The sequence below is a fragment of the Sporosarcina aquimarina genome (genome assembly GCF_033253705.1).
Lineage (GTDB): Bacteria > Bacillota > Bacilli > Bacillales_A > Planococcaceae > Sporosarcina > Sporosarcina aquimarina.
Map to the genome: position 1 here is coordinate 40642 of NZ_JAUBDH010000007.1, position 25141 is coordinate 65782.

The 25141-nt window shown below is 43.4% G+C and carries 20 protein-coding genes; 18 read left to right on the forward strand and 2 right to left on the reverse strand.

Annotated elements, in window-relative coordinates; genetic code table 11:
* Positions 1–50 precede the first annotated feature (50 nt).
* Positions 51–1787: a sigma-54 interaction domain-containing protein gene (locus tag QT716_RS11760; protein ID WP_317936259.1), complete on the reverse strand. Its 1737-nt coding sequence runs from the start codon at positions 1785–1787 to the stop codon at positions 51–53.
* A gap of 169 nt (positions 1788–1956) precedes the next feature.
* Here QT716_RS11760 and QT716_RS11765 point away from each other — a divergent pair, with 169 nt between their 5' ends.
* The 7 genes from QT716_RS11765 (at position 1957) to QT716_RS11795 (ending at position 9723) form a co-directional block, all read left to right on the forward strand.
* Positions 1957–3126 (forward strand): NAD(P)/FAD-dependent oxidoreductase, encoded by a 1170-nt coding sequence (locus tag QT716_RS11765; RefSeq protein ID WP_317936378.1) that lies wholly within the window; start codon positions 1957–1959, stop codon positions 3124–3126.
* A complete protein-coding gene (locus tag QT716_RS11770; RefSeq protein WP_317936260.1) occupies positions 3126–4166 on the forward strand; it encodes a proline racemase family protein in 1041 nt (346 codons plus the stop codon). The genes QT716_RS11765 and QT716_RS11770 overlap by 1 nt, the downstream gene beginning before the upstream one ends.
* Positions 4167–5087: a proline racemase family protein gene (locus QT716_RS11775; RefSeq protein ID WP_317936261.1), complete on the forward strand. Its 921-nt coding sequence runs from the start codon at positions 4167–4169 to the stop codon at positions 5085–5087.
* Positions 5088–5169: 82 nt separating this feature from the next.
* Entirely contained in the window at positions 5170–6633 is a 1464-nt protein-coding gene (gene nhaC, locus QT716_RS11780; protein ID WP_317936263.1) for a Na+/H+ antiporter NhaC, read from the forward strand.
* Between the two features lie 27 nt (positions 6634–6660).
* Positions 6661–7554 carry a 4-hydroxy-tetrahydrodipicolinate synthase gene (dapA, locus tag QT716_RS11785; protein WP_317936264.1) on the forward strand — a complete coding sequence of 298 codons (894 nt, stop codon included), beginning with the start codon at positions 6661–6663 and terminating at the stop codon, positions 7552–7554.
* A gap of 18 nt (positions 7555–7572) precedes the next feature.
* Positions 7573–9063 carry an aldehyde dehydrogenase family protein gene (locus QT716_RS11790; RefSeq protein WP_317936265.1) on the forward strand — a complete coding sequence of 497 codons (1491 nt, stop codon included), beginning with the start codon at positions 7573–7575 and terminating at the stop codon, positions 9061–9063.
* Positions 9064–9444: 381 nt separating this feature from the next.
* Entirely contained in the window at positions 9445–9723 is a 279-nt protein-coding gene (locus QT716_RS11795; protein WP_317936266.1) for a hypothetical protein, read from the forward strand.
* Positions 9724–9781: 58 nt separating this feature from the next.
* Here the strand turns inward: QT716_RS11795 and rpoN are convergent, their stop codons facing one another.
* The gene (gene rpoN, locus QT716_RS11800) at positions 9782–11089 is read right to left on the reverse strand and encodes an RNA polymerase factor sigma-54 (RefSeq protein WP_317936267.1); all 1308 of its coding nucleotides are present in this window, start codon (positions 11087–11089) and stop codon (positions 9782–9784) included.
* 615 nt (positions 11090–11704) lie between these two features.
* On the opposite strand from rpoN, the gene QT716_RS11805 reads away from it, so the two are divergent.
* From QT716_RS11805 to opp4C, 11 genes are all read left to right on the forward strand, one after another.
* Entirely contained in the window at positions 11705–13369 is a 1665-nt protein-coding gene (locus QT716_RS11805; protein WP_317936268.1) for a peptide ABC transporter substrate-binding protein, read from the forward strand.
* Positions 13370–13473: 104 nt separating this feature from the next.
* The gene (gene opp3b / locus QT716_RS11810; protein WP_317936269.1) at positions 13474–14412 is read left to right on the forward strand and encodes an oligopeptide ABC transporter permease; all 939 of its coding nucleotides are present in this window, start codon (positions 13474–13476) and stop codon (positions 14410–14412) included.
* Positions 14354–15415 carry an oligopeptide ABC transporter permease gene (opp3C, locus tag QT716_RS11815; protein ID WP_317936270.1) on the forward strand — a complete coding sequence of 354 codons (1062 nt, stop codon included), beginning with the start codon at positions 14354–14356 and terminating at the stop codon, positions 15413–15415. Before opp3b ends, opp3C begins: the two co-directional genes overlap by 59 nt.
* A 12-nt stretch (positions 15416–15427) precedes the next feature.
* Entirely contained in the window at positions 15428–17407 is a 1980-nt protein-coding gene (locus QT716_RS11820) for an ABC transporter ATP-binding protein (RefSeq protein WP_317936379.1), read from the forward strand.
* Between the two features lie 25 nt (positions 17408–17432).
* Positions 17433–17786, forward strand: a complete 354-nt coding sequence (locus tag QT716_RS11825; RefSeq protein WP_317936271.1) for a DUF3899 domain-containing protein — start codon at positions 17433–17435, stop codon at positions 17784–17786.
* A 51-nt stretch (positions 17787–17837) separates the two neighbouring features.
* Positions 17838–18914: a M24 family metallopeptidase gene (locus QT716_RS11830; RefSeq protein WP_317936272.1), complete on the forward strand. Its 1077-nt coding sequence runs from the start codon at positions 17838–17840 to the stop codon at positions 18912–18914.
* 365 nt (positions 18915–19279) lie between these two features.
* Positions 19280–20260: an ABC transporter ATP-binding protein gene (locus QT716_RS11835; protein WP_317936273.1), complete on the forward strand. Its 981-nt coding sequence runs from the start codon at positions 19280–19282 to the stop codon at positions 20258–20260.
* Positions 20260–21297, forward strand: a complete 1038-nt coding sequence (locus QT716_RS11840) for an ABC transporter ATP-binding protein (protein ID WP_317936274.1) — start codon at positions 20260–20262, stop codon at positions 21295–21297. The genes QT716_RS11835 and QT716_RS11840 overlap by 1 nt, the downstream gene beginning before the upstream one ends.
* 95 nt (positions 21298–21392) lie before the next feature.
* The gene (locus QT716_RS11845) at positions 21393–23009 is read left to right on the forward strand and encodes a peptide-binding protein (RefSeq protein WP_317936275.1); all 1617 of its coding nucleotides are present in this window, start codon (positions 21393–21395) and stop codon (positions 23007–23009) included.
* 237 nt (positions 23010–23246) lie between these two features.
* Complete coding sequence (locus tag QT716_RS11850) at positions 23247–24197, forward strand: ABC transporter permease (protein ID WP_317936276.1); 951 nt, start codon at positions 23247–23249, stop codon at positions 24195–24197.
* 35 nt (positions 24198–24232) lie between these two features.
* On the forward strand, positions 24233–25126 hold the full coding sequence (gene opp4C / locus QT716_RS11855) for an oligopeptide ABC transporter permease (RefSeq protein WP_317936380.1): 894 nt from the start codon (positions 24233–24235) through the stop codon (positions 25124–25126).
* Positions 25127–25141: the final 15 nt, after the last annotated feature.

The window sequence follows — 25141 nt, forward strand, 5'->3', positions numbered from 1 at the left end:
TGTATACGCATACTTAAACTCTATGCAAGAATGTAGCCAAGTTTGGGATATTATAATTGGATCCCCAATTTGTTCATCCGATTATAAAGAGTGGCCCTCGTAATTTCTAAGTTTTTTGCGCAAAGAAGTTTGTTTCCATCGACTTTACTCAATTCCTTTAAGATAATGTCTTTCTCGTAAACACGTAATTGTTCTTGCAGCGAAAGCTGTTCAGTCGTATTCACCTGATAAGAGGGAAGGTCAGCCTGTTCATCTGCAGCGGCCTGCGGAATTCTTTCCATTTCGTTCGGAAGGTCATCGATTCGAATTTCTCCATTCTCTGAAAACGCAACGAGTCGCTCAATGGCGTTCTTCAGTTCACGAATATTTCCTGGCCACGTATGTTGAAGCAATGCCTGCATGACATCTTGCGAAATTCCATGAATCGGCCGGTTATACTTCACGGATAATTCGTACAGGAAGTAATGTGTCAGCTCGATAATATCTTCAGGTCGTTCGCGCAGCGGCGGGACTTTGAAGTTGACGACATTCAGCCGGTAATAAAGATCCTCCCTGAATTTCCCTTCGCTGATCAATTCCTTCAAATCTCGGTTCGTCGCTGCAACAACACGGAAATCCACTTCGATCTCCTTTGTACCGCCAACTGTATAGAACCTTTTCTCCTGCAGGAGCCGAAGGATTTTCACTTGCATCTCAAGCGGCATTTCTCCGATTTCATCCAGAAATAGCGTTCCGTTCTTCGCAAGTTCGACTTTCCCTTTTTTCCCTTTCTGATTGGCTCCTGAAAACGCCCCTTTTTCGTACCCGAAGATTTCACTTTCGAATAATCCGCTTGGAATCGCACCGCAGTTAATCGCAACAAATGGCGAGTTTTCAGGCTCCCGTAAGTTGTGAATCGCTTTCGCAAACAATTCTTTCCCGACGCCGCTTTCCCCGTAAATCAGAACCGCTGCATCGGAAGTCGCTGCTTTACGGGCTATCTCCAATGTTCGTTTAATAGCGGGACTGTTTCCTTTTATATAAGAAAAAGGATTGACGGAAGGAGACGTTTTTCTAACTTCTTCTTCCAGAATGAATAGTTTTTCTGACGTATTATAAAGTTCATTATTCAATAGAATCTGACTCGTAATGTCTGTTTCTGATACGACAGCACCGATGATTTCTTCATTTAAATATACTGGTTTTGAATTGATCATCACGACCAGATCCTTACGGGCATGGTGCTGGCTGTGGTACACGGACTTTCCATCTTTTAACGCATTCAGGATTTCCAGCCGTTCAGGACTGAAGAAGTTTGTGATGGGCTGCCCGATAATGTCTTTTTCCTTCACTGAAAATATTTCTTCAGCGCCTTTTGTCCAGTAAAGAACCTTCGCGTCTTGGTCGATCACTGTGCAGGATTCATCAATCGTGTCTAATATGGTTTTCAAATAAGCTTGTGCCCTTTGGTATTCGGTGAACAAGTAATTAGAAAATACTTCGTACGTCAGGAAGCCTATGAACTGATCGGAAGTATTCGTAATGAGCGCAATGTCAGCGTTTCGAAGTTCTAGGAAGGCGTCTTCAATTGTGCTGTTTACTGATAGCGTGCTGCAAGGGATATAGACAACCTCTTGTGAGAAGTCATCCATTTTGATCCATTGTGGACCGGCTTTAGTTATCTGGAAGACTTTCTTTGAGGCTCCTATAGCGATTTCTTTTGCTAATAAATTGTTAGTTTGCTCTGATTCAACAATCGTAAAATCTGTATCTACTATTCTGCTGAGCAGTTTTTGTGAAAAGTTCAATGAATTAAACACCTCAACTGTCTAAAAATTTCAAACGTATAAATAATTTTACACTAATTATTAGAATTTTCAATAGAGATTGATAACGTGCTAGTGATTTCAATTTTGGCACGCTACTTGCAATACACATAAATAAGCGAGCGAGAGGGGGATTATTGTGGTGAATAGGATACATCGGGATGTCGTTGTGATTGGCGGCGGGATTATGGGAGCGTCCATTGCTTACTATGGTTCGAAAGCAGGCCTAGATATAACGGTTCTTGAAAAGAAAGAGTTAGCGAGCGGAACCTCTTCCAGATGTGATGGAAACATTCTTGCAATCGATAAAGATCCTGGTTTTGACAGTCAAATGTCTTTGAAAAGCCAGATGCTTGTCCACGAGTTGGATAAAGAACTTGAAGTTTCTTTTGAATACCGCAACCCAGGAAGTATTTTGGTGTGTGAAAATGACGCTGAAATGGAAGCGGCAAATCAGTGGGTTACCAAACAGCAAGATGCAGGTCTTGAGTTCAAAATGTTGGATCGTGAAGATTTAAAGAACGAATCCAAATACTTTGCAGATGACTTGTACGGCGGATTGGAATGTAAAACAGATTCGACTGTAAATCCATATATGATGACGTATTCCATGTTTCATAGTGCTGAAAAGAACGGCGCGAAAATACATACGAATACAGAAGTGAAAAATGTATCGAAAAACGAAACAGGACAGTTTGTGGTTGAAACAAATAATGGAACGTATACAGCAAAAAAAGTCGTCAATGCCGGTGGGGTATGGGCTCCGAAATTAGGTGCAATGGTCGGACTCGACATTCCGATTCTTCCGAGGAAGGGCCAGTTGATTGTCGCTTCACGCCAACAGCCTGTTGGTTTGAGAAAAGTGATGGAGTTCGGGTATCTGATTTCGAAATTTGGCGGAGAGCGTGTTGTGGATGCCGATATGGAAAAATACGGCGTTGCGCTCGTGTTCGAGCCAACGGAAAGCCAAAACTTCCTCATTGGAAGCAGCCGGGAATTTGGGGGATTTAATACGAAAGTGAATCATGAAGTGACGAAACTCATTGCAAAACGTGCTATCCGGTTTTATCCCAAAATCGCGGATATGACGGTGATCCGGACGTATGCAGGATTGCGGCCGTGGACGGAGGATCACTTGCCGATCATTTCACGGGTAGAGGAAATACCAGGATATTTCATAGCAGCGGGTCATGAAGGAGATGGAATCAGTCTTGCAGCCGTGACTGGCAAGCTGATTGAAGAAATGCTGAATGACAAAGAAACGTGCATTCCAATCGAACCGCTTCAGCTGAGCCGGTTTAAAGAAAGGGTGACAATCTGATGAATTACCAGAGACTGTTTACGACAATCGATACACACACGGGTGGAAATCCGACGAGAACACTCATTAGCGGATTGCCTCCTTTAGTTGGAGAAACGATGTCCGAAAAGATGTTGTATATGGAAGAAAACTATGACTGGATCCGAAGGTTTTTGATGAATGAACCGCGGGGGCATGGGGTCATGTCAGGTGCATTGTGGACAGAACCGTGTCATCCCGATGCAGATGTTGGTGTCATTTACATTGAAACGGGCGGTTATCTGCCGATGTGCGGTCACGATACAATCGGATTTTGTACAGCGCTCGTTGAAGCGGGTCTGATTGAAGTCCATGAGCCAGTTACGAAACTCAAGATTGATACGCCTGCAGGTCTGATTGCCGTGGAAATCAAAGTCACAGACGGGAAAGCCGAAGAAGTGACGTTCAATAATGTCCCAGCTTTTCTTTTGAAGTCCATCGAAATGGACGTCGAAGGAATCGGTCATGTGGAATGCGATATTGCGTATGGCGGGAATTTCTATGGCATTATCGATGCGCGAAAACTGAATCTGTCATTGGTAGAGGATAATGCAACAACAATCATTAATCAGGCAATCGACATTCGGAATGCCATCAATGCAACGGAAGAGGTTGTGCATCCCGAGTTTCCATTTATCGCTGGACTGACGCATATCGAATTTTATACAGATCCCGTTCATCCCGATGCGGATGTGAAAAACACAGTGATTGTTCCGCCAGGCGGGATTGACCGGTCACCGTGCGGAACGGGTACATCTGCGAAACTTGCAACGCTGTATAAAAACAAGGAAATCGGAATGGATGAGTTGTTCGTTCATGAAAGCATCGTCGGTACGCTGTTCAAAGCGAAAGTGCTGGAAGAAACGAAAGTAAAAGAACTGGATGCCGTCATTACAGAAGTAACAGGTTCCGCGTGGATCATGGGGAATCATCGCTTCTTCTACAATGAAAAAGACCCGCTGCGTGAAGGGTATTTACTCATCCCGCCGATGGAACATGAGTCAGTGAAAGAAGGTGTCTAAATGAATTACGAAAAGATGTACTGCACAATCGATGCGCATGTAGCAGGTGAAGCATTTAGAATCGTAACGCAATCACCGATCCGATTAAGTGGGGCAGACATACACGCTCAACATGAGGAGCTGAAAAATAACTTCTCCAATGAAAAGAATTTGTTGTTGAATGAACCGCGAGGGCATCGTGGTATGCATGGATGTGTCGTTGTTCCTTCACGAGCTGCAGATTTCTCATTGTTATTTTTCAATCATCAAGGCGTGAGCAACTTCAAATATGAAGGATTACTTGCGACAGTAACAGCTCTGCTCGAGACGGGGAATTTAACTCAATCTGCAGATGGGCTTTATAAAGTGGAAACTGTAAACGGCATCTACACGTTGAAAGCGCTTGTAGAAAACCAAGAAGTCACTTCCATTTCGATTGAAAACGACTCGTGTACTGAGGTTAAAGCGGATCCGGACTATACGTTACTGTGCATTGATGAAAAACGGAACTACTTCCTTTACCAGTTGCCAGCTTCAATTCGGAGCATTGAATTGGAGCATCTGGCGGAGTTGAATCAATGGGGGTTGGACCGGACGACGGAATTGACGAACGACAACCTTTCTTACGCAGGGGTTATCGTTGTTGAATCGGATCCTGCAACACCCGGGAAAGTTCGATCTGTAACGTTTGAAAAAGACGGCTATATTTTGCGTTCTCCTGGTGTGGATAGCACGGTTGCAATTCTGGCAGCGCTATCTCAAAAGGAAGGCAGTCAGTGTGAAATCGAAAATAACAGCATTTTCGGCAGTTCACTTGTTGCGAAAAAAGTCGCAGGGGATGAATCGAGATACTTTGTTGAAACGAAAGCGTATGTCACGGGCAGTCATGAATTCATCTTTGACCAAGAGGACCCATTGAAGGAGGGGTTTTTATTGGTATAGAAAGGGTGACGTAACGTGAACTAATATTATCGAAAAGGAATGGTGGGGAATGGACACGGGAACTTAAGTAAGGGGGAAGGGTATGCAAACTGAAAAGAGATTACCTACTTTAGGCGAAACACTATTTGTTTTAATTGGTTTCGGATTGATTATGACCACGTTCATACTCAAGTTTGATATCTCAATTCACTTGGCGCTGCTGACGACATGGTTCTTGATCATTATAGTTGGTTTAAAAATCGGCTATAACTACAAAGAAATGCAGCAAGGTCTTTTGAACGGAGTGAGTGACGGATTAGAAGCGGTGCTCGTGTTGCTGTCCGTCGGCGCTTTAATCGGAACTTGGATCTCTGGGGGAGTCGTGCCGTCCATCATTTACTATGGACTTGCGATCATCGATCCGAATATTTTCCTTATGGCGGCGTTCATCATCTGTACGGTCACTTCGATTGCTACAGGAACTTCTTTTGGTTCAGCAGGAACAGCGGGAATCGCTATGATGGCGATTGGCGCAAGTTTCGGTTTTCCGTTACCCCTTGTCGCGGGTGCAGTTATTTCAGGTTGTTACGTAGGAGATAAGTTATCACCGCTGTCCGATACGACCGTAATGACAGCTTCACTATCAAAAGTGGACTTGATTGACCATATTAAATCGATGCTGACAGTTAGTTTGCCTGCTTGGATCATCGCAGCGGCACTATTTTTAGTAACTGGATTCTTCTTCAATGGAAACGGGGATTTAAGTGCTGCAACGACCACAATGGCTTCGTTGACGGAGTACTTCAGTATTAGCTGGTATATGTTAATTCCGGCAGCTGTCGTTATTGGGTTATTGGCGTTCAAAATGCCTTCCATTCCTGTTATTTTGTTCGGAGCATTCCTGGGAACAATTTGGGCTTATCTTTTCCAGGGTGCTACATTCTTGCAGGCATTCAACGTCATGTATGCTGGAAATTCAATCGAATCAGGCGTCGCATTCATAGACAACTTGCTGAACCGCGGTGGAATCGTATTCATGCTTGACGTCATCGCGTTGATCATCTTTGCACTAGGTGTTGGCGGGTTGATGGAGAAAATTGGCGTGTTACGAGCGATTGGGGGCTACTTGGCTAAGTGGGCAAACAATCCTGGTAAAACGACAGTATCTACAATTCTTGCAGGTTTCTTAGGGAATCTGTTTGGAGGCGCATATGTCTCCATTATCACAGCTAGTAAAATCACTGGTGATAACTACGATCGCCAGAATATCGACCGTCGGGTACTTTCGAGGAATACTGAGGCAGGCGGGACAGTCACGACACCGATGGTTCCATGGTCGGATGGCGGCGTATTCATGGCAGCGGCACTCGGAGTCTCGACAATGAGTTACTTACCGTTCTTATGGTTCAACTTGTTAGTATTACTCATTTCAGTCATTTACGGATTTACGAACAAATTCATCTGGTATACGAAGTCCAATGAATCAGAACCAGAGGAAATTGAAGGACTAGAAGAGTTAAACAGAACGAAAGAACATAGAACACCGGTTGGAAGTTATTCAAAATAATAAAATAAAACTTAGGAGGAATTTATAATGGTAAAAATTGAAGGGGTATTCCCAGTACTCATTACACCAATGGTTAACGAAAAGGAAATCGATTGGGAAGGGTTTAAGAACAACATCGAGCACTTCATCGATTCAGGTGTTGCAGGTCTGGCAATTAACGGCAGTACGGGGGAATTTGTCAGTTTAACGAAGGAAGAGCGTTATAAGGCAGTTGAAGTTGCGGTTGCACAAGTGAACGGCCGGATTCCACTCATCGTTGGTACAGCTGCTGAAACTACTGCGGATGCAATCGAATATACACAACAAGCTGAAAAAGCAGGTGCGGACGCTGCATTGCTTATCAACTCGTACTATGCGCATCCGAAAGAGAACGAAATCTATGAGCACTTCAAAGCAGTTGCGGAATCGGTTGAATTTCCAGTCATGATCTACAATAACCCATTCACTTCAGGTGTTGACATTAGCACGGAAACGATTCTAAAAGTGGGCCGTGATGTGAAAAACATTACACACGTGAAAGAATCCAGCGGCGGCATAGGCAAAGCCAGGGATATCGCTCGCCAAGGCGAAGGGTTCATTAAAGTATTCTGTGGTTCTGAAGATCTAGCAATTGAATCGTTCCTAGTTGGGGCAACGGGATGGATTTGCGTGTCCGGAAACATTGCACCGCGCCTAGTAACAGATATGTATAATCACGTTCAAAACAACGAAATGGATGAAGCATGGGCTTTGTACGACAGACTTCTGCCACTTTGTGCATTCCTTGAAGGATCAGGAAAATACGTTCAAATCGTGAAACGAGCAATGGATCTGCAAGGTTTAGCAGGCGGACCGTGCCGCAGACCGAGATTGCCATTGAATGAAGAAGAGGAAGCGACATTGAAAGAACTTCTGCAAAGCTTGGAAATCGTAACGAACTAAGAAGGGGGCGAATGAGGAATGAAAGTGACTGACTATAAACTGAAACCAAAAGTTGAAGAGTTTTTGCAAGGTGTAAAAGGACTTTATATTGACGGTGACTACCACCCGGCGATTAGCGGAAAAACTTTCAATGTCGTGAATCCTGCGACGGAAGAAGTGATTGCCCAAGTAAGTGAAGCGCAGCCTGAAGACATCGATGTTGCAGTAGCAGCGGCGAGAAAAGCGTTCGATGAAGGTGAATGGACGAAGATGGAAACCGCTGAGCGCTCTCACCTTATTTACAAGTTCGCGGATCTTCTGGAAGAAAACCGAGAAGAGCTTGCGCAATTGGAAGCCTTGGATAACGGTAAACCTTATGAAGTTGCACTGGCTGATGACGTAGATGGCACCGTTCAGCATTTTAGATACTATTCAGGATGGGCAACGAAAATGGTTGGGCAAACAATTCCAGTGTCTAATGATTATTTGAACTATACAGTTCACGAAGCGGTCGGTGTTGTGGGGCAAATCATTCCTTGGAACTTCCCGTTAGCGATGGCTGCGTGGAAACTAGGCTCTGCACTTGCGGTCGGATGTACGGTAGTCATTAAGCCGGCAAGTGAAACACCATTATCACTTCTCTATGTAGCGAAGCTATTCAAAGATGCAGGATTCCCCGACGGAGTCGTCAATGTTGTGCCGGGTGCTGGCAGATTAGCAGGGGATGCGATTGTCACGCATAAAGATGTGGATAAAGTCGCATTTACAGGATCGACCTCTGTCGGTAAAGGAATCATGCATAAAGTGGCGGATCAGCTTAAAAGTGTCACGCTCGAACTTGGCGGAAAATCACCGAGTATCATTTGTGAAGATGCTGATTTGGACGAAGCGATTGAAGGTGCTTTTAACGGAACGATGTACAACCACGGGCAAAACTGCAGTGCGTGTACACGTGTGTACGTTCATCGGTCACTTCACGAAGAAGTCGTCAATGGTCTGGTTGAACGTGCAAATGCCTTGAAACTTGGACCCGGAATGGATCCTGAAACAGACATGGGACCACTCGTTTCAGCGAAACAGCAGCAGACGGTTCTCGACTTCATCGAAAAAGGGAAAGAGGAAGGAGCGCGACTTGTTGCTGGCGGAAGCAAAGCGTTCGATACAGGTTTCTATGTGCAGCCGACAATTTTTGTCGATGTAAAAGACGACATGACCATCGCCCGTGAAGAAATTTTTGGACCGGTTCTATCAGTATTCGTTTTCGACACAGTAGAAGAAGTCATCCAACGCGCTAACGACAGCGTATACGGCCTCGCTGCTAGTGTCTGGACGGAAAACATCAAAACCGGACATTATATAGCGAAAAAACTGAAAGCCGGCACTGTCTGGATCAATGACTTCGGCATCGAAATCGAAACCATGCCATTCGGCGGCTACAAACAATCCGGAATCGGCCGCGAAATGGGCGGGGAATACGGCTTGGCCAACTACACAGAGGTGAAGAGTGTGTTTGTTAACATTAAGCAATAACCGTATCTATTTACATGTATGACAATGATTCACTTACCTTAAAGTGAATAGAGGCTGTAGACAAACTCCAGAAATCTAGAGTTGCCTACAGTCTTTTGTCTTTTTAAATAGTGTTAGCTAGCAAAGTTGATTTCCGCTGCGAGCGGACGCTTTCCGAGGGGCTTGCTTTCAGCCGCTTCCCTCGCGTTGCTCTGTCCAGGGTCTTCAAGCTTCGCTGATCCCTCCGGAGTCGCCGCTCTCCGCTTCAATCAACAGGATCATCCGATTATCAAGTGAATAGATAAAAAGAATAGAAAATGTTTTCTAAATAGTGTGGAATTAAACACGATATGTAGTATATACTATGAGAAACGAATGTCTTTCCAAAAAAGGAGCGAAACTATGGGACTCACTTATTTTTTGGTACTAATGGTAAGCGCTATCATTTTGACAACACTACTCATGTGGATCGGTGAAAAAGTTATTTCGATAACCTTCCAGCAAAAAATATCACCAATTCTCAAAATCGTAGCCTCTCTTGTATTTGCGACTGTCATTCTCACAGCATTGTTCTACGCACTCGAAAAGCCTACGGGCATGTACATGATCTTACTGAGCGCAGCTATTATCGGGTATAACCGATACTGGTTTGGCCATTTTTCAGTAGGCAAAACAAAGTAAATTAAAAAACAGGAGGAATGGGACTATGTTATATCCCCATTCCTCCTGTTTTTGCCTTTCATACTTGAATGTCCTTACGCTTGCTGGAAGGGGGAATACGCAACTCTTCCCGGTACTTACTAATCGTCCGTCTGGAAATCGTGATTCCTTTTTCCGCATTGAAATATTCCGCTATTTTTTGATCAGAATATGGCTTGAATTTATTCTCCTTTGCAATCAAACTCTCCAATAATTTTTTCACTTTTGTTTGGGAGACCGTATTTCCATCTGAAGTTTCCAGCTTAGAAGTGAACAGCATCCGAAGCTCAAAAGAACCGAATGGTGTCTGTATCACCTTATTCGAAGTTGCACGGCTTACCGTGGACTCATGCATCCCGATTTCATCGGCAACTTCTTTAAGAGTCATAGGTTTTAACGAATTGAACCCGTGCTTAAAGAACTCTTCCTGTTTTTCCAGTAGAACACATACAATTTTAATGATAGTGTTCCGACGCTGTTCAATGCTACTCAGCAGCCACTGGGCGTTCTTGTATTGTGTCTGAACATATTTGGATGCATCACTTTTGTCGCTGAGATACTGTGAGTAGCTTTTGTTCATATGTATCCCTGGCAGATAACCGTCGTTCAAGTGGAATGTGAAGCCCTCTCCCTTCAACTCAACGATAATATCAGGCGTTACGTACTTCGTTGAATCATCAGATACGAATGAGCACGGTCTTGGATTCAACGTCTGGATGAATTCAAAAAGGTTCTTCACTTCCTTCATGGTAATGTCCATTTTTGAAGCGATTTCGTTCCACTTGCGATCGGCAATCAAGTTCAAATGATTCTCCACTAAACAGGAAGCTAATTGGTTTTCCGGATAATTGTACATAATTTGCAGCTGCAGACATTCCTTTAAATCTCGAGCGCCAATCCCGATTGGCCCAAGCTCTTGAAGGAGATGAACACCCTTTTCAATCTGTTCTTCATCAAAAAGAGGAGATGGCGTGTGTTCATTGTGTTGTAAAAATCCATTATCATCCAAGTTATAGATCAGATACTTTAACAAGCTTTGTGTCAAGGCGTCAGGATATACGAGTTTTGCTTGCTTCAGTAGTTCTTCCCGTTTGTTTTCTTCCGCGCACTGTACCGCATCCATTGGTATGTCCGCACTTCCGTAAGAGGAAATCCGACGGTGTAACCGTTCTTCATAGACAGGCTTTTCTTCTTTCTCTTTCAGTTGAATGAGCGGATTTTCCAGCTCCTGCTCTCGGATATACTGCTCGAGTTCGTAGGTGGAGTATTGTAGTAATTCTATGGCTTGTCTTAACTCAACAGTCATCAATAAATTAAGTTCCTGCCGTTGCTGAAGTCCCAGCTCCATGACTATTCCCCCTTATAAAAGCTCCAGCTTATACAATACTTCTAAAGTTAACGGAAGTATCTTATAAGTGTTTTGTTGTGTCTTAAATTCAATGGTATGAAAGAGTGTTCCAACAAATGCGTGGTTCCATCATCTGCATTTCATTTAGAAGACCATGTAAATGTATGAAACCTTTTGAATATAGAATTTATTATAGCATATGGAATTTTAAAGTTCGATTAAAAATTAGAAAATTCGGGAGAATTAGAGTGGGTTGGCATAGAAATTGCAATACTATTATGTACTTGGTGAAGTGTACAAGAATTAGACTAATAGAAGGGACGTGGATACATATCTAATTGAGTTTAAAGAGAGGGTTTGGGGTTCCGCTTTTTATCTGTAACAAGAGTAAATTGATTTAAAGGAAGAATTGCAGAAAGGGAAGACTGAATAATCCGAAAGTATTTCCGGTATGTAGATTCATTAAGTGATTAAGTGTAAAAAATAGTTGTTTTATAGCTTTCTATATTCATTTTTTAAAAGAAATTGGACACTAAGGAAATAGTCACTGCGTTATCTGTAAAGTAATTTAAACACTCTTGGACTTATAGACAATATTATTAGGAGGCGAAAAAGATGAGAAAGAAATCCTTATGGTTCTTCATGATGATTTTGGGAAGTTTCGTTTTGTTGGCAGGCTGTTATGGAGGGGAGAGCACACAAGAACCAGAGAAAGCTGGTGACTCCACATCAGATGAAAAAGCAGAGAAAAGTGTGCTCCATTTAGCTGTAGCGGGAGAAATTCCAACTTTGAAAACGAATGGTGCAATGGATGGACTCTCACAAACAATGATACAGAACGTATTTGAAGGTCTATTCAGAATAGATGCAGATGACAAAGTGAGTGAAGGTCTTGTAGAGACTTATGATGTGAGTGAAGACGGATTGAAATATACATTCCATTTACGTGAAGATGCGTTATGGAGTAATGGGGAACCAACTAAAGCGACAGACTTCCTCTATGCATGGAAGAAAGCGTTGCATCCAGATACAATTTCTCCTCATGCGTATTTGATGGATTCTGTAAAAAATGCTGCTAATATCCAAGATCCTGAAGATGAGATGTACGGAAAAGTAGACGAACTAGGTGCAACAGCTCCTGACGATTTTACATTAGAAGTGGAACTCGAAAATGATGTACCGTACTTTACTGAACTTCTAACAAATCCAGTGTTCTATCCACAAAACGAAAAGTTTTCTGAAGAGCAAGGAGACAAATATGGACTTGAACCAGAAAACCTCGTTTTCAATGGTCCATTTACATTGGACTCATGGGACCATGACCAAAAGTGGACGTTGATGAAAAACGCAGATTACTGGAATGCAGATACAGTGAATGTGGATGAAGTGAATTTCAAAGTAGCGAAAGACACTTCAACTGAAGTGAATCTGTATGAAACAGATACCATCGACGTTGCGAATCTATCATCCGAATTTGTAGACGTTTACAAAGATCATGAAGAATATACGACTTCGCTAAAATCTGAAGTATACTTCCTGAGAATGAATCAGAAAAATGAATTCCTGAAAAACGTCAATATCCGAAAGGCGATTGACATGGGATGGAACAAAGAACAAGCCGCAGACTCTATTTTGAAGAATGGTTCTAAAGCTGCTTATTGGTTAGTGTTCCCTGGATTTGTAGAATCACAAGATGGTGAAGAGTTCAGAGAACGTTTTGGTGATTTAAACAAAGGAACACCTGAAGAAGCGAAAGAGCTTTGGAACAAGGGACTTGAAGAACTGGGTGTAAAAGAAATAAACCTAGGATTGCTTAGTTATGACGACGGCCAAAGAAAGTCAGTGGCTGAGTATATGAAAAACCAATTGGAGAAAAATCTTCCGGGCTTGAGCATCACGATCAATCAGCAGCCAAACAAGCAAAAATTAGCACTAGAAGATGATTTGAACTATGACTTATCGTATTCAGGCTGGAGAAACGATATTGCGGATCCAGTAGAATTCCTCTCAGTTTTCTTATCAGATGGTGCGTATAACTGGCAGGAATTTAAAAATGAGCAATACGATAAAAATGTGAAAAAAGCTATGGTGGATTTCACGGATCTAGACAAGCGTTTTGCAGAACTTCAGGAAGCTGAAGAGATTTTAATCGGGGAAGAAGCAGCAATTTCTCCACTCTATCAAGCTGGATCAGCACGACTGATCAAGCCGAATGTAAAAGGATTTACTGCTCATGCAAACTCTACGTATTCTTACCAGTGGGTAACAATCGACAACTAATTTAACGGATATAATCTGCAAATCGTATCTCTTCAAATTGAATGATTATTTGAAGGGATACGGCAGATTATCTGTTAACCAACACGATATAGGTGGTGACTTGCATGAAAAAATATATTGCTAGCAGAATTGGATACATGTTGTTCACTTTTTTAATCATTGTGACGTTTACATTTTTCTTAATGCAAACGCTACCAGGATCTCCTTTTAATGATGAACGGTTATCTGAAACGCAAAAAGAAGTACTAAATGAACGGTATGGATTAAACGAACCCTTGTCTGTTCAATATTTTAAATACCTTGGTAATATAACAAAAGGAGATTTTGGTGTCTCTTTTCAATTTGATGGCAGGTCGGTTAGCAGCATCATAGGTGAACGAATAGGCGTGTCAGCCATATTAGGGGCTCAATCTCTAGTGGTTGGAATGATACTCGGACTCTTTTTAGGAATTATTGCCGCGTTGAGGCACAATACGTTCATTGACTATGGAGCCATGGTGGTAGCTGTTCTAGGATTATCCATCCCAAACTTTGTATTAGCAGGACTTCTACAATATTGGGTGGGCGTAAGACTAGGATGGTTGCCAGTAGCATTTTGGGAGGGCTTTGAGTACTCAATCCTTCCGACAATTGCACTTGCGGCATTTGTAGTTGCAACGATGGCTCGATTCATGAGAACAGAAATGCTTGATGTACTGGGCAATGAATACATTACGACAGCGAGAGCAAAAGGAATAAAAGAACATACGGTCATTTTGAAGCATGGTTTACGAAATGCAATGATCCCGATTATTACTATTTTAGGACCGTTAACGGTTTCATTGATGACCGGGACATTGGTCGTTGAAAAGATATTTAGTGTACCTGGACTAGGAGAACAATTCGTCAAGTCGATTTTAACAAATGACTATCCGGTTATTATGGGCGTGACATTATTTTATAGCTTGTTGTTTATCATCGTCATACTGATTGTCGACCTGTTGTATGGCGTCATTGATCCGAGAATTCGTCTTTCAGGAGGTGGGCGTCGTGAAGGTAAATGAGTATGAGTTAACGGATGACCTATTTGAAGAGTCAGGCAAAGCGTTTGAAGAAAAAAGAATTACAAGTCGCCCATCGTCCACGTTCATGAAAGATTCATGGCTCCGTTTAAGAAAGAACAAAGGTGCGTTTACAGGGCTGATCCTCATTATTTTGATAATGTTTCTTGCCGCATTTGGTCCGTACATGAATTCGCATGGCTTTGATGAACAGGATCTGACAAGAACGAATCTGCCTCCAAAAGTGCCCGTGTTGGAAAACCTATCCTTTCTTGGTGTCAGTGGTGTTGATATACGGGGAACTGACCAATACGCTGCAAAAGAAGTACCGGATTACTATTGGTTTGGAACAGATGATTTAGGAAGAGATTTGTGGACACGGATCTGGCAAGGTACCAGAATTTCGTTATACATCGCATTTTTAGCAGCTACTCTAGATTTGGTAATCGGCGTAGCTTACGGCAGTATTTCTGCCTATTATGGGGGACGAATTGACAACGTGATGCAGCGGATTATCGAAGTGCTGATGGGGATTCCAAACCTGATTGTTGTCATCCTTTTAATTTTAATATTGAAGCCGGGGATCATGTCGATCACGTTGGCAATGGTGATAACAGGATGGGTCAGTATGGCAAGGATTGTACGTGGTCAGGTTTTGAAGTTAAAAGGACAGGAATTTGTGTTAGCTTCACGAACATTAGGTGCGAAAGATAAAAACCTCATTTGGGGCCATCTCATACCTAACTCTTTAGGACCAATCATTATCACCACAATGTTCACTATTCCGACCGCGATTTTTACAGAAGCATTTTTGAGTTTTATCGGGTTAGGTCTACAACCGCCAATCGCTTCACTTGGGATGATTGTGAACGACGGATTTAAAATGTTGAAAATATATCCGCATATGCTCATGTTTTCTTCTGTCATTATCAGTTTAATCATGATTAGTTTCAACTTGCTTGGTGATGGGCTCAGGGATTCATTTGACCCGAAAATGAAGAAATAGAGGTGAATAATGATGGGGAAAATCTTATCGGTTGATGATCTACATATCTCTTTTGACACATACGACGGGGAAGTCCGTGCTGTCCGGGGAGTGACGTTCGATTTATACAAAGGGGAGACATTAGCTGTTGTAGGTGAGTCAGGCTCAGGTAAGTCTGTTATGTCGAAGAGTATTATGGGTCTAATACCGAAGCCTTCAGGAAGAATTGTGAATGGAACTATTACGTATCAAGATCGTGACATCACTAAAATGTCGAATAAAGAGATAAGAGGACTGCGCGGGTCTGAAATCTCAATCATTTTTCAAGATCCTATGTCTTCTTTAAATCCAACAATGACGATCAACAATCAGATTTTAGAAGGCATTCTTGCTCATCAAAAAATAACGAGAAAAGAAGCAGAGAAAAAAGTAATTTCTTTGCTTGAATTAGTAGGGATTTCAAATGCCTCAGAGCGTGTGAAACAATATCCGCACCAATTCTCAGGTGGAATGCAACAGCGTGTCGTAATTGCAATGGCACTAGCTTGTAACCCTGCTATCTTAATAGCGGATGAACCGACAACGGCACTCGATGTCACTGTTCAAGCTCAAGTTCTAGAATTGTTAAAAGATATTCAAAAGAAAATGGATACATCCATTATTTTTATAACTCATGATTTGGGTGTTGTTGCGAATATCGCGGATCGAGTAGCCGTTATGTACGCAGGGAAGGTTGTGGAGATAGGGAGGACGGACGAGGTGTTTTATAATCCGCAGCATCCGTATACAAAAGGACTATTAGCTGCGATGCCTGACTTGACGATCGATCAGGAAGAGCTACAAACGATTCCTGGTTCACCTCCGAATTTGTTATATCCACCACCGGGTGATGCGTTTGCCTTACGGAATGAACAAGCGCTAAAGATTGACTTTTTGCATGAACCTCCAATGTTTAAAGTATCGGAAACGCATTCTGCTGCCACTTGGCTTTTGCATGAAAAGGCATCCAAAGTTACAAAGCTGTTAGAGGAAAAACAACAATTAGAAAAAGCAATCAGTGATCAAGTACCGAAGAAAGAAATCGGGAAAGAAAAAATACTTGAAGTTAAGGATTTGAAGCAGCACTTTAAAGGCGGGAAGAATTCGGTTATTAAAGCAGTGGATGGTCTTTCTTTTGATATCTATGAAGGGGAAACATTCGGTCTAGTCGGAGAGTCTGGATGCGGAAAGTCAACAACGGGAAGAACGTTAGTCCGTTTATATGACGCAACATCGGGTGAAGTTTTCTTCAAAGGTGTTGATATTCATAAAAAGAATGCGTTGAACTTAAACAAAGATATTCAAATGATCTTTCAAGATCCGTATTCCTCTTTGAATCCAAGATGGACCGTTGCGGATATTATTGCAGAAGGAATGGACATTCATGGGTTATATACATCAAAAGCCAATCGAATGGAAAAAGTATACGAGTTATTGAAGACGGTCGGTCTTGCAGAAGAACATGCGAATCGATATCCACACGAGTTCAGTGGCGGACAAAGACAGCGGATCGGTATAGCGCGGGCACTTGCTGTAGATCCGAAATTCATCATTGCAGATGAGCCAATTTCAGCTTTAGATGTCTCAATCCAAGCTCAAATTACGAATTTACTTAAGAAACTTCAAAAAGAGAAGAACTTAACGTATTTATTTATCGCCCACGATCTTTCAATGGTGAAGTACATTAGCGATCGAGTGGGTGTCATGTATCAAGGAAAACTAGTTGAAGTTGCAGCTAGTGATGAGTTATACGATAACCCGCTGCATCCATATACAAAGTCGTTGCTGTCAGCGATCCCTGTACCAGACCCGGAAGTTGAGAAGAAACGAATTAGAATCCCTAAAGGGAAATGGACCATCGATTCTGAGGAATATAAACTCAGAGAAATTACAGAAGGACACTGGGTGGCGTGTACGGAAGACGAGGTTGATTCATATAGGACAAAGTCGGATGCTCCAGCTGTTTTAGTTTGAAAATCTTTAAAAGGGACTGTTTGAGATGATGAAAAAATCTATACTGACTATGAGTGGCAGTTGTATGATTGCGCTGATATTTCTATTACTAGATGTAAGAACGGTTTACTGGGACGGTTTCTTTCTCTTTGGATTAGTTATATTCATGGTGGGAGGAGTACTTCTGCTATTGAAAAAAGGAATTTTTGATTTCTTTTTTTATAGCTTTAAAAAATTCTTGAAGTCTTCTTCGAAAGTGGAACAGTACGTATCAGAAGTGAATGATCAACAAGAGTTTGCAACATCATCTTCTAAAAATGCTTCAATTCCAAGTGCTATATTGTTTACAGGAATCTCAATAATCATTGTAACAACAGTGTTCCCGGTATATCTTTTGTAATGCGTAACAAAGCCAACCACTAGTAGTCAACCTGACAATGGAGGGAAATGAATGAATAGAATAGCGAAACTTCAAAACCAACTGGATGAACTAAAGATTGATGGGTTAATGATTAATGGGGATTGGAACCGCAGATATGTAACAGGATTTACAGGAAGTAATGGTGTCGTGTTAATTACGAAAGACGATGTACTTCTAATAACGGATTATCGTTATTTTGAACAAGCAAAAAAACAATCGGGTTTACATGTGGTCTTGCATGCTGAACACACGGGACATAAGCATAAGATTTATGATGAAGTGGCGAAGCAAATTAATAACTTCGGCATCAAGCGTCTAGGATTCGAACAACAGCATCTGAACTTTGGAAACTATTCCAAGTTAGGTAGTTTAACTAGGTGTGAAATGATACCTACGTATGACGTGATCGAGAACTTGCGTATGGTGAAGTCGCAAGAAGAAATTGATGACATCCGGACATCTACTACAATAACGGACAATGCGTTTGTGCATATATTGGATGTGATTCGTCCAGGTATTACAGAGTTGGAAGTCGCTGGAGAATTAGAGAGTTTCATTAAGAAGAACGGTGGCATTACTTCAACATTCAGTCCGATTGTAGCGTCAGGTAAACGAGCATCGCTTCCACATGGACGGGCAAGTGACAAAGTCATTGAAACTGGCGACATGATTACAATCGATTTTGGAACCAACTACAATGGCTATTGGTCGGATATTTCCCGTGTTGTTTCGATGGGGCAGCCGAACGAAAAAATGCTGGAAGTCCAACAAGCCGTTCTTCGATCATTCACCAACTGTGCAACCCATATAAAACCAGGATTGACGGATCAAGAAGTCGATAAATATATGAGAGACATCTTAATTGAAACGGGTTATAACCAATATTCAGGAACAGGTACAGGTCACGGCATCGGACTTGAAGTGCACGAGAAACCACTTTTCTCTGTGGACTCAGAAAAGATACTGCTCCCCAATATGGTCATCACAATAGAACCAGGTATCTACCTGCCAGAAGTTGGCGGCGCGCGAATTGAGGATATGCTGCTGATTACAGAAGATGGCTGTGAAGTCTTATCTCCGTCTTCGAAGGAATTAGTGATTTTGTAAAATGTTTTAAGAAAAGGCTGCACGATGCTTGGTTTTCACCTGAGCATGTGCAGCCTTTTCGATATGTCTTGATGAGCGGAAGTAATCGGTGGATTTTAGACTTGTTAAAGAGAATAACTGTAAAAATAGATAGACAATTGTAAGTTCATATTCTTAGAATCTTGACATATACAAAGACAGCTCCTGCTAATTTTTATTTCCTGTGGATCATCCTACTTCTTCAACTCATTCGTTCGGTCAATGAACTTCCCTATATTTGATGCTGCGGAATGCTTATGGAGTGGATTTCCATTTGTGGCATGGTACTTGCAAAGTAGATATATATCTCTATTGAACTATCATGTGAAAAAGCGGGGTGGGTTCCATTGACAAGTTTACTGGAAGTTAGAAATCTGAAGACACACTTCAAAAAGGGGAAGCGTGTCGTCAAGGCTGTGGACGGAATAGATTTTGAAATAAGGAAAGGTGAGACGGTTGCACTAGTGGGGGAATCAGGATGTGGGAAAAGCATGACATCCCTCTCCATCATGGGATTGGTTCCATCACCTGCTGGTAAAATCAAAGACGGCCAAATCCTATTGAACGGAGTGGATCTAGCGAATTCACCGGAAAAAAAGATGTATAAAGTCCGTGGGAATGACATCGCCATGATATTCCAAGAGCCGATGACTTCATTGAATCCCGTTTTGACAATCGGCGACCAGTTGATGAGCGTGATCACGTATCATCTAAAACTGTCAAAGAAGCAGGCTGAAATAAAAGCGGTCGAAATGTTGGATCTGGTCGGGTTCTCCGATCCGAAAAAACTGCTGAAAGACTATCCGCATCGCCTTTCCGGCGGTATGAGACAGCGGGTGATGATCGCGATGGCCATGTCCTGTAATCCCCAGCTCCTGATAGCGGATGAGCCGACAACGGCGCTGGATGTCACGATCCAAGCACAAGTTCTCGAGCTGATGAAGGAATTGAGCATGAAATTCTCCACTTCCATCCTATTGATCACCCATGATCTGGGGGTAGTGTCAGAACTGGCGGAACGAGTCATTGTGATGTACGCCGGCAAGATTGTTGAAATCGCTTCCATTGACGACATTTTTGATAGTCCGCTCCATCCCTATACAGTAGGGCTTATCAACTCAGTGCCTAAAATAGATGGGGAGATCGGACGCTTGCAAGCTATCAAGGGCAATGTGCCAGCCCCAGGTGCAGAAATCAGGGGGTGCAAGTTCGCCTCGAGATGCGACAAGGTGTTTGACCGGTGCACGCAAGAAATGCCGGCCTTGTCCCTGATGGACGACACAAGATCCGTCCGTTGTTTCTTGTATGAAGAAGTGGGGGTGGAATGATGGGCTCGACTAGTTTTCTGGAACCGATTCAGCAAAAGAAGATTTCAGATTCACGTGAACAAGAGACATTATTGGAAGTCCGGAATCTCAAGATGCACTTTCCCGTGAAGGCGGGAATCATCCAACGGACCGTAGGGCATGTGAAAGCTGTGGATGATATCAGTTTCACTGTCAAGAAAGGGGAGACACTCGGCATTGTCGGCGAATCAGGGTGCGGCAAGTCGACGATGGGCAGGACGCTAATCAGATTGTATGAACCGACGGACGGCAGCGTGTTATTTGGCGGAACAGACATTACGAAGCTGCCGGAAAAGGAGCTCAGGCCCCTGATCAGAAGAAAGATACAAATGATCTTCCAAGATCCCTACGCTTCCTTGAATCCTAGGAAGTCATTAGGGAATCTCCTCAACGAACCTATGAAAGTGCACGGGTTATATGGCAATCAGAAAGAGCGTGATGAAAAGATCAAAGAGCTTCTCGAAGTAGTCGGTCTGCATTCTTCCGCCATCAACCATTATCCCCATGAGTTTTCCGGGGGACAGCGGCAGAGGATAGGAATCGCAAGATCGCTCGTGTTGAATCCTGAACTGATCATTGCCGATGAAGCGGTTTCCGCGTTGGATGTATCCATTCAAGCACAGATCATTAACTTATTGGAAGATCTGCAAGAAGAGTTCAATCTGACGTATATATTCATCTCCCATGACTTGAGTGTCGTCAGGCATATTGCCGATCGGGTCGGTGTCATGTATTTAGGGAAGATGGCTGAACTAGCGGATAAGGACGACCTCTACAAAGAACCGCTTCATCCCTACACACAGGCCCTGCTTTCGGCTGTGCCTGCGATCAGAAGTAAAGGCGCGAAAAACAGGGAAAGAATCGTCTTGAAAGGGGATATCCCAAGCGCTGTCAATCAGCCTTCAGGATGTGTTTTCCATACACGGTGCCCGATGAAGATGAAAGTGTGTGAGACAGTGCCTCCGCAGTTCCAAGAAGCCCGTCCCGGACATTTTGTTGCCTGCCATTTATATGATTGAACCTTATAAATGTGAGTATGCTTTTATTCTGCTGAAAGGAGATGGATGGGAGAACCGGTGTATAAATGATCTTTATAAAAAAGGGGGATATTGGAATGTTGAAAAAAGGCTGGGTACTCATAGTTATGTTATTGACCATGCTCGTGTTAGCTGCTTGTTCGGATGGGGAGGTGACTGTGAAAGGTGAGGAGAAGGAAGGCAGTCAGTCTGAAACAGCCGGGAAGCTGATGTTAGGAACCACTGCTGCACCAACTCTATTCAACCCGTATTACTCGACGGACACTTCAAGTTCGACGCTTGAAGGGTTCATGTTCAGCGGATTAGTCACAGTTGACCAGGATTTCAATCCTGAAGGGGACTTGGCGGAAAGCTGGGAGTTCTCGGAGGATGGATTGAAGTGGACTTTCCATTTACGGGAAAACGTTAAATGGCACGACGGTGAACCGTTCAGCGCGGATGACGTTGTATTCTCTTACGGCATTCCATTGGATGAAGACTATGTAGGACCGCGTGGACTTCCATTTGAAATCATAGAAGAGATCAATAAGGTCGACGAGCATACAGTGGAGTTCGTCCTTTCTGAACCTTACGCGCCATTCATCACGATTACAGCGCAGTTCGAAGTATTGCCGAAGCATATCCTCGGTGATGTGCCGATCGCGGATCTCGGGAAGCATAAGTTCAATACAAAAGAACCAATCGGAACGGGCCCATTCAAGTTCAAGGAATGGAAAGAGGGCGAGTACATCGAGCTTGCTGCGAATGAGGACTACTTCCTTGGAAAACCGAAACTTGGCGGAATCATTTATAAGATTGTACCTGACATGAATACGCTGATGGCCCAGCTGGAAGTCGGAGATATCAATATGACCAGCATTTCCCCTCAATATATCGAAACAGCAAACAAGCTGGAAGAGAAAGGGAAAGTAGTGGTGTCTTCCGGACCTGCAAACGCCTTCGAATACATCGGATATAACTTGAGGAATGAATTGTTCCAGGACAAAAAGGTGCGTCAGGCATTGACACATGCAATTGACAAGGAATCCATCGTCACCGCTATACTGGACGGGGCGGGAACCGTAGCGGATGGTCCGGGAAGTCCTGCAAACTGGGCATTCAATCCAGATATGCCGAAGTTCGACTATGATCCTGAACTTGCGAAAAAGATGCTGAAAGAAGCTGGCTGGGAGCCGAATTCTGAAGGGATCCTCGAGAAGGACGGGAAGAAATTCGAATTCGTATTGAAAACGACATCGGCAAATGAGGTTCGTCAGCAAATCGCGGAAGTTGCACAGCAGCAATTCAAAGAAATCGGCATCAAGACGACAATCGAGGTGCTTGAGTGGAGTGCTTACGTCGAACAGACGAGTCCGCCGAATTGGAACTTCGACGCCATGGTAGCTGGTTGGTCCATCGGAAGCGACCCAGATCCTACCTGGTTCTGGCATTCCTCGGAAATCGAGAACGGGTTGAATTATAACGGGTATGCAAACGAAAAAGTGGACGCACTCCTGTCAGAAAACACGAAAGTGTCCGATCTTGGAGAAAGAAAAGCGATTATTGCAGAAGCTGACGGGATCGTTGCCGAAGATCAGCCTAATACATTCCTTTACTATGTGGAAGGCAGTCTCGCGAATTCACCTAATCTCCATGGCCCATCCTATAATGCATCCAATACCTACTACAACTTACACGAATGGTATATCGAATAATTTAGTGAATAAGAAAATGACAGACTCAATGGATGCGGAGACGTTAAGAACAACTGTTACCTAGAGGAAGCATAATGCAGGGGAACCTAATGCTGGAGACGAGTGGATGTGGAAACTGTCTTTCAGCAGGTTCCCTCTTTATTGCTTAACAAATGTAACACTCTCCACCCGGGCCCTTCATGAGAGAAATTCAACATGCCTCTGACAGAGAGAAACCACGAAAAGGAGCGGATTGAAATGACTACATATATAGTGAGAAGGACGTTGATGGCTATTCCATTACTTTTTATTATAACAATCATTTCATTCATCATGATGCAGATGGCACCCGGTGATCCGACTGCATTGATGATGGATCCCATGATCAAACAAGAAAACTTGGTCGCTTATAAAGAAGCATATGGCTTAAATGATAATGTCATTGTTCAATATGTCAGATGGCTGGGGAATATGGTGACAGGGAACTTTGGTGAATCATTGATACGACAAGGGGTTCCTGTCAGTGCGCTGATAGTAGCTAGACTCCCCAATACGCTGATACTGATGTTAGTGTCCTCCATTATCGCCTTTTTGATCTCTATCCCTCTTGGAGTCATTTCAGCAACTAAGCGCAATTCGCTGACTGACTACTCCATTACGTTCGTATCGTTTTTAGGGATTGCAACACCGAACTTTTGGATAGGCCTGGTCCTGATTATGTTCCTATCCGTTCACATGGGATGGTTTCCTACAGGTGGCGTTTCCACCCTTGGTGAACCTTTCAGTATTTGGGATCGCATCCATCATTTAATACTTCCAGCCTTTGTCCTGGCTACTGCTGACATGGCCGGGTTAACGAGATACTCGCGATCCAGTATGCTGGACGTGTTAAGACAGGATTACATCCGGACAGCTAAGGCGAATGGATTCCGTAATAAGACCGTGATCTTCAAGCATGGTCTGCGAAATGGTCTTATACCTATTATTACAATCCTCGGGCTGATGCTGCCATCGTTCATCGGGGGCTCGGTCATCATTGAAAGTATTTTTGCTTGGCCCGGGATTGGACTGCTCTTTGTGGAAGCCGCATTCCAAAGGGATTATCCAGTAATCATGGCGGTAGTGGTGATTGCGGCTGCTTTGGTCGTGATCGGGAACCTGATTGCAGATATACTATACGCCATGTTCGATCCGCGAATTGAGTACTAGGAGGGGAAGGTATGACAACAAAAGGGATTGCCCCAATGGGAAATGATCCGATATTCATAGATGAGTCGCAGAATTATATTCATGAACCGATCGGAAAAGTGATGCTTCGCAAGTATATGAAAAACAAACTGGCCGTCATAGGCGCGGTTTTACTGATTGTCATTATCGGATGCGCTGTGTTTGCACCAATTATCGCACCTGCTGACCCGAGTAAGCAGGTTCTGGTGGATAAACTGAGTCCGCCGGGTGAAAAGTATGTGTTAGGGGCGGATAATCTCGGACGGGACACATTGAGCCGGCTGCTTTACGGCGCAAGGGTCTCCTTGCTTGTAGGATTCGTTTCCGTGGCAGGCTCCATTTTCATCGGGACGGTCATCGGCGCAGTGGCAGGGTATTATGGAGGGAAGCTGGATGCAGTTCTCATGCGGTTCGTGGACGCCGTCATCTCATTCCCTTCATTATTCCTGCTCATCACACTCGTCACGATCTTTGAACCGAGCTTGATGACGCTGATCGGTGTATTTGCAATCTTCGGCTGGACAGGGACTGCGCGTCTTGTCCGCGGGGAATTCCTGTCGCTGCGTTCCGCTGAATTCGTTTTGGCGGCTAGGACATTGGGCATCCGGAATGTAAGGATCATATTTTCACACATACTGCCGAATGCGATGGGGCCGATCATTGTGTCCGCAACTCTTGGAATCGGCGGAGTCATTCTTGGGGAGGCTGCGTTAAGCTACCTGGGCCTCGGCATCCAGCCGCCTACACCAAGCTGGGGGAATATGCTGCAGAGTGCTCAAAACCCACAGATCATGCTTGGGGCTTGGTGGTATCCGTTATTCCCCGGGTTCATGATCCTGATCACCGTTCTCGCATTCAACTTCGTAGGGGACGGGCTGCGGGATGCCTTCGACCCGAAAATCAGTGAATAGATGTCAAAAAAGACC

Bases quoted from the DNA above. Each gene is read 5' to 3' on its own strand.
- QT716_RS11770 (WP_317936260.1), top strand. From the start codon at position 3,126: ATGAATTACCAGAGACTGTTTACGACAATCGATACACACACGGGTGGA.
- QT716_RS11775 (WP_317936261.1), top strand. From the start codon at position 4,167: ATGAATTACGAAAAGATGTACTGCACAATCGATGCGCATGTAGCAGGT.
- nhaC (WP_317936263.1), top strand. From the start codon at position 5,170: ATGCAAACTGAAAAGAGATTACCTACTTTAGGCGAAACACTATTTGTT.
- dapA (WP_317936264.1), top strand. From the start codon at position 6,661: ATGGTAAAAATTGAAGGGGTATTCCCAGTACTCATTACACCAATGGTT.
- QT716_RS11790 (WP_317936265.1), top strand. From the start codon at position 7,573: ATGAAAGTGACTGACTATAAACTGAAACCAAAAGTTGAAGAGTTTTTG.
- QT716_RS11795 (WP_317936266.1), top strand. From the start codon at position 9,445: ATGGGACTCACTTATTTTTTGGTACTAATGGTAAGCGCTATCATTTTG.
- rpoN (WP_317936267.1), bottom strand. From the start codon at position 11,089: ATGGAGCTGGGACTTCAGCAACGGCAGGAACTTAATTTATTGATGACT.
- QT716_RS11805 (WP_317936268.1), top strand. From the start codon at position 11,705: ATGAGAAAGAAATCCTTATGGTTCTTCATGATGATTTTGGGAAGTTTC.
- opp3b (WP_317936269.1), top strand. From the start codon at position 13,474: ATGAAAAAATATATTGCTAGCAGAATTGGATACATGTTGTTCACTTTT.
- opp3C (WP_317936270.1), top strand. From the start codon at position 14,354: ATGGCGTCATTGATCCGAGAATTCGTCTTTCAGGAGGTGGGCGTCGTG.
- QT716_RS11820 (WP_317936379.1), top strand. From the start codon at position 15,428: ATGGGGAAAATCTTATCGGTTGATGATCTACATATCTCTTTTGACACA.
- QT716_RS11825 (WP_317936271.1), top strand. From the start codon at position 17,433: ATGATGAAAAAATCTATACTGACTATGAGTGGCAGTTGTATGATTGCG.
- QT716_RS11830 (WP_317936272.1), top strand. From the start codon at position 17,838: ATGAATAGAATAGCGAAACTTCAAAACCAACTGGATGAACTAAAGATT.
- QT716_RS11840 (WP_317936274.1), top strand. From the start codon at position 20,260: ATGGGCTCGACTAGTTTTCTGGAACCGATTCAGCAAAAGAAGATTTCA.
- QT716_RS11845 (WP_317936275.1), top strand. From the start codon at position 21,393: ATGTTGAAAAAAGGCTGGGTACTCATAGTTATGTTATTGACCATGCTC.
- QT716_RS11850 (WP_317936276.1), top strand. From the start codon at position 23,247: ATGACTACATATATAGTGAGAAGGACGTTGATGGCTATTCCATTACTT.
- opp4C (WP_317936380.1), top strand. From the start codon at position 24,233: ATGGGAAATGATCCGATATTCATAGATGAGTCGCAGAATTATATTCAT.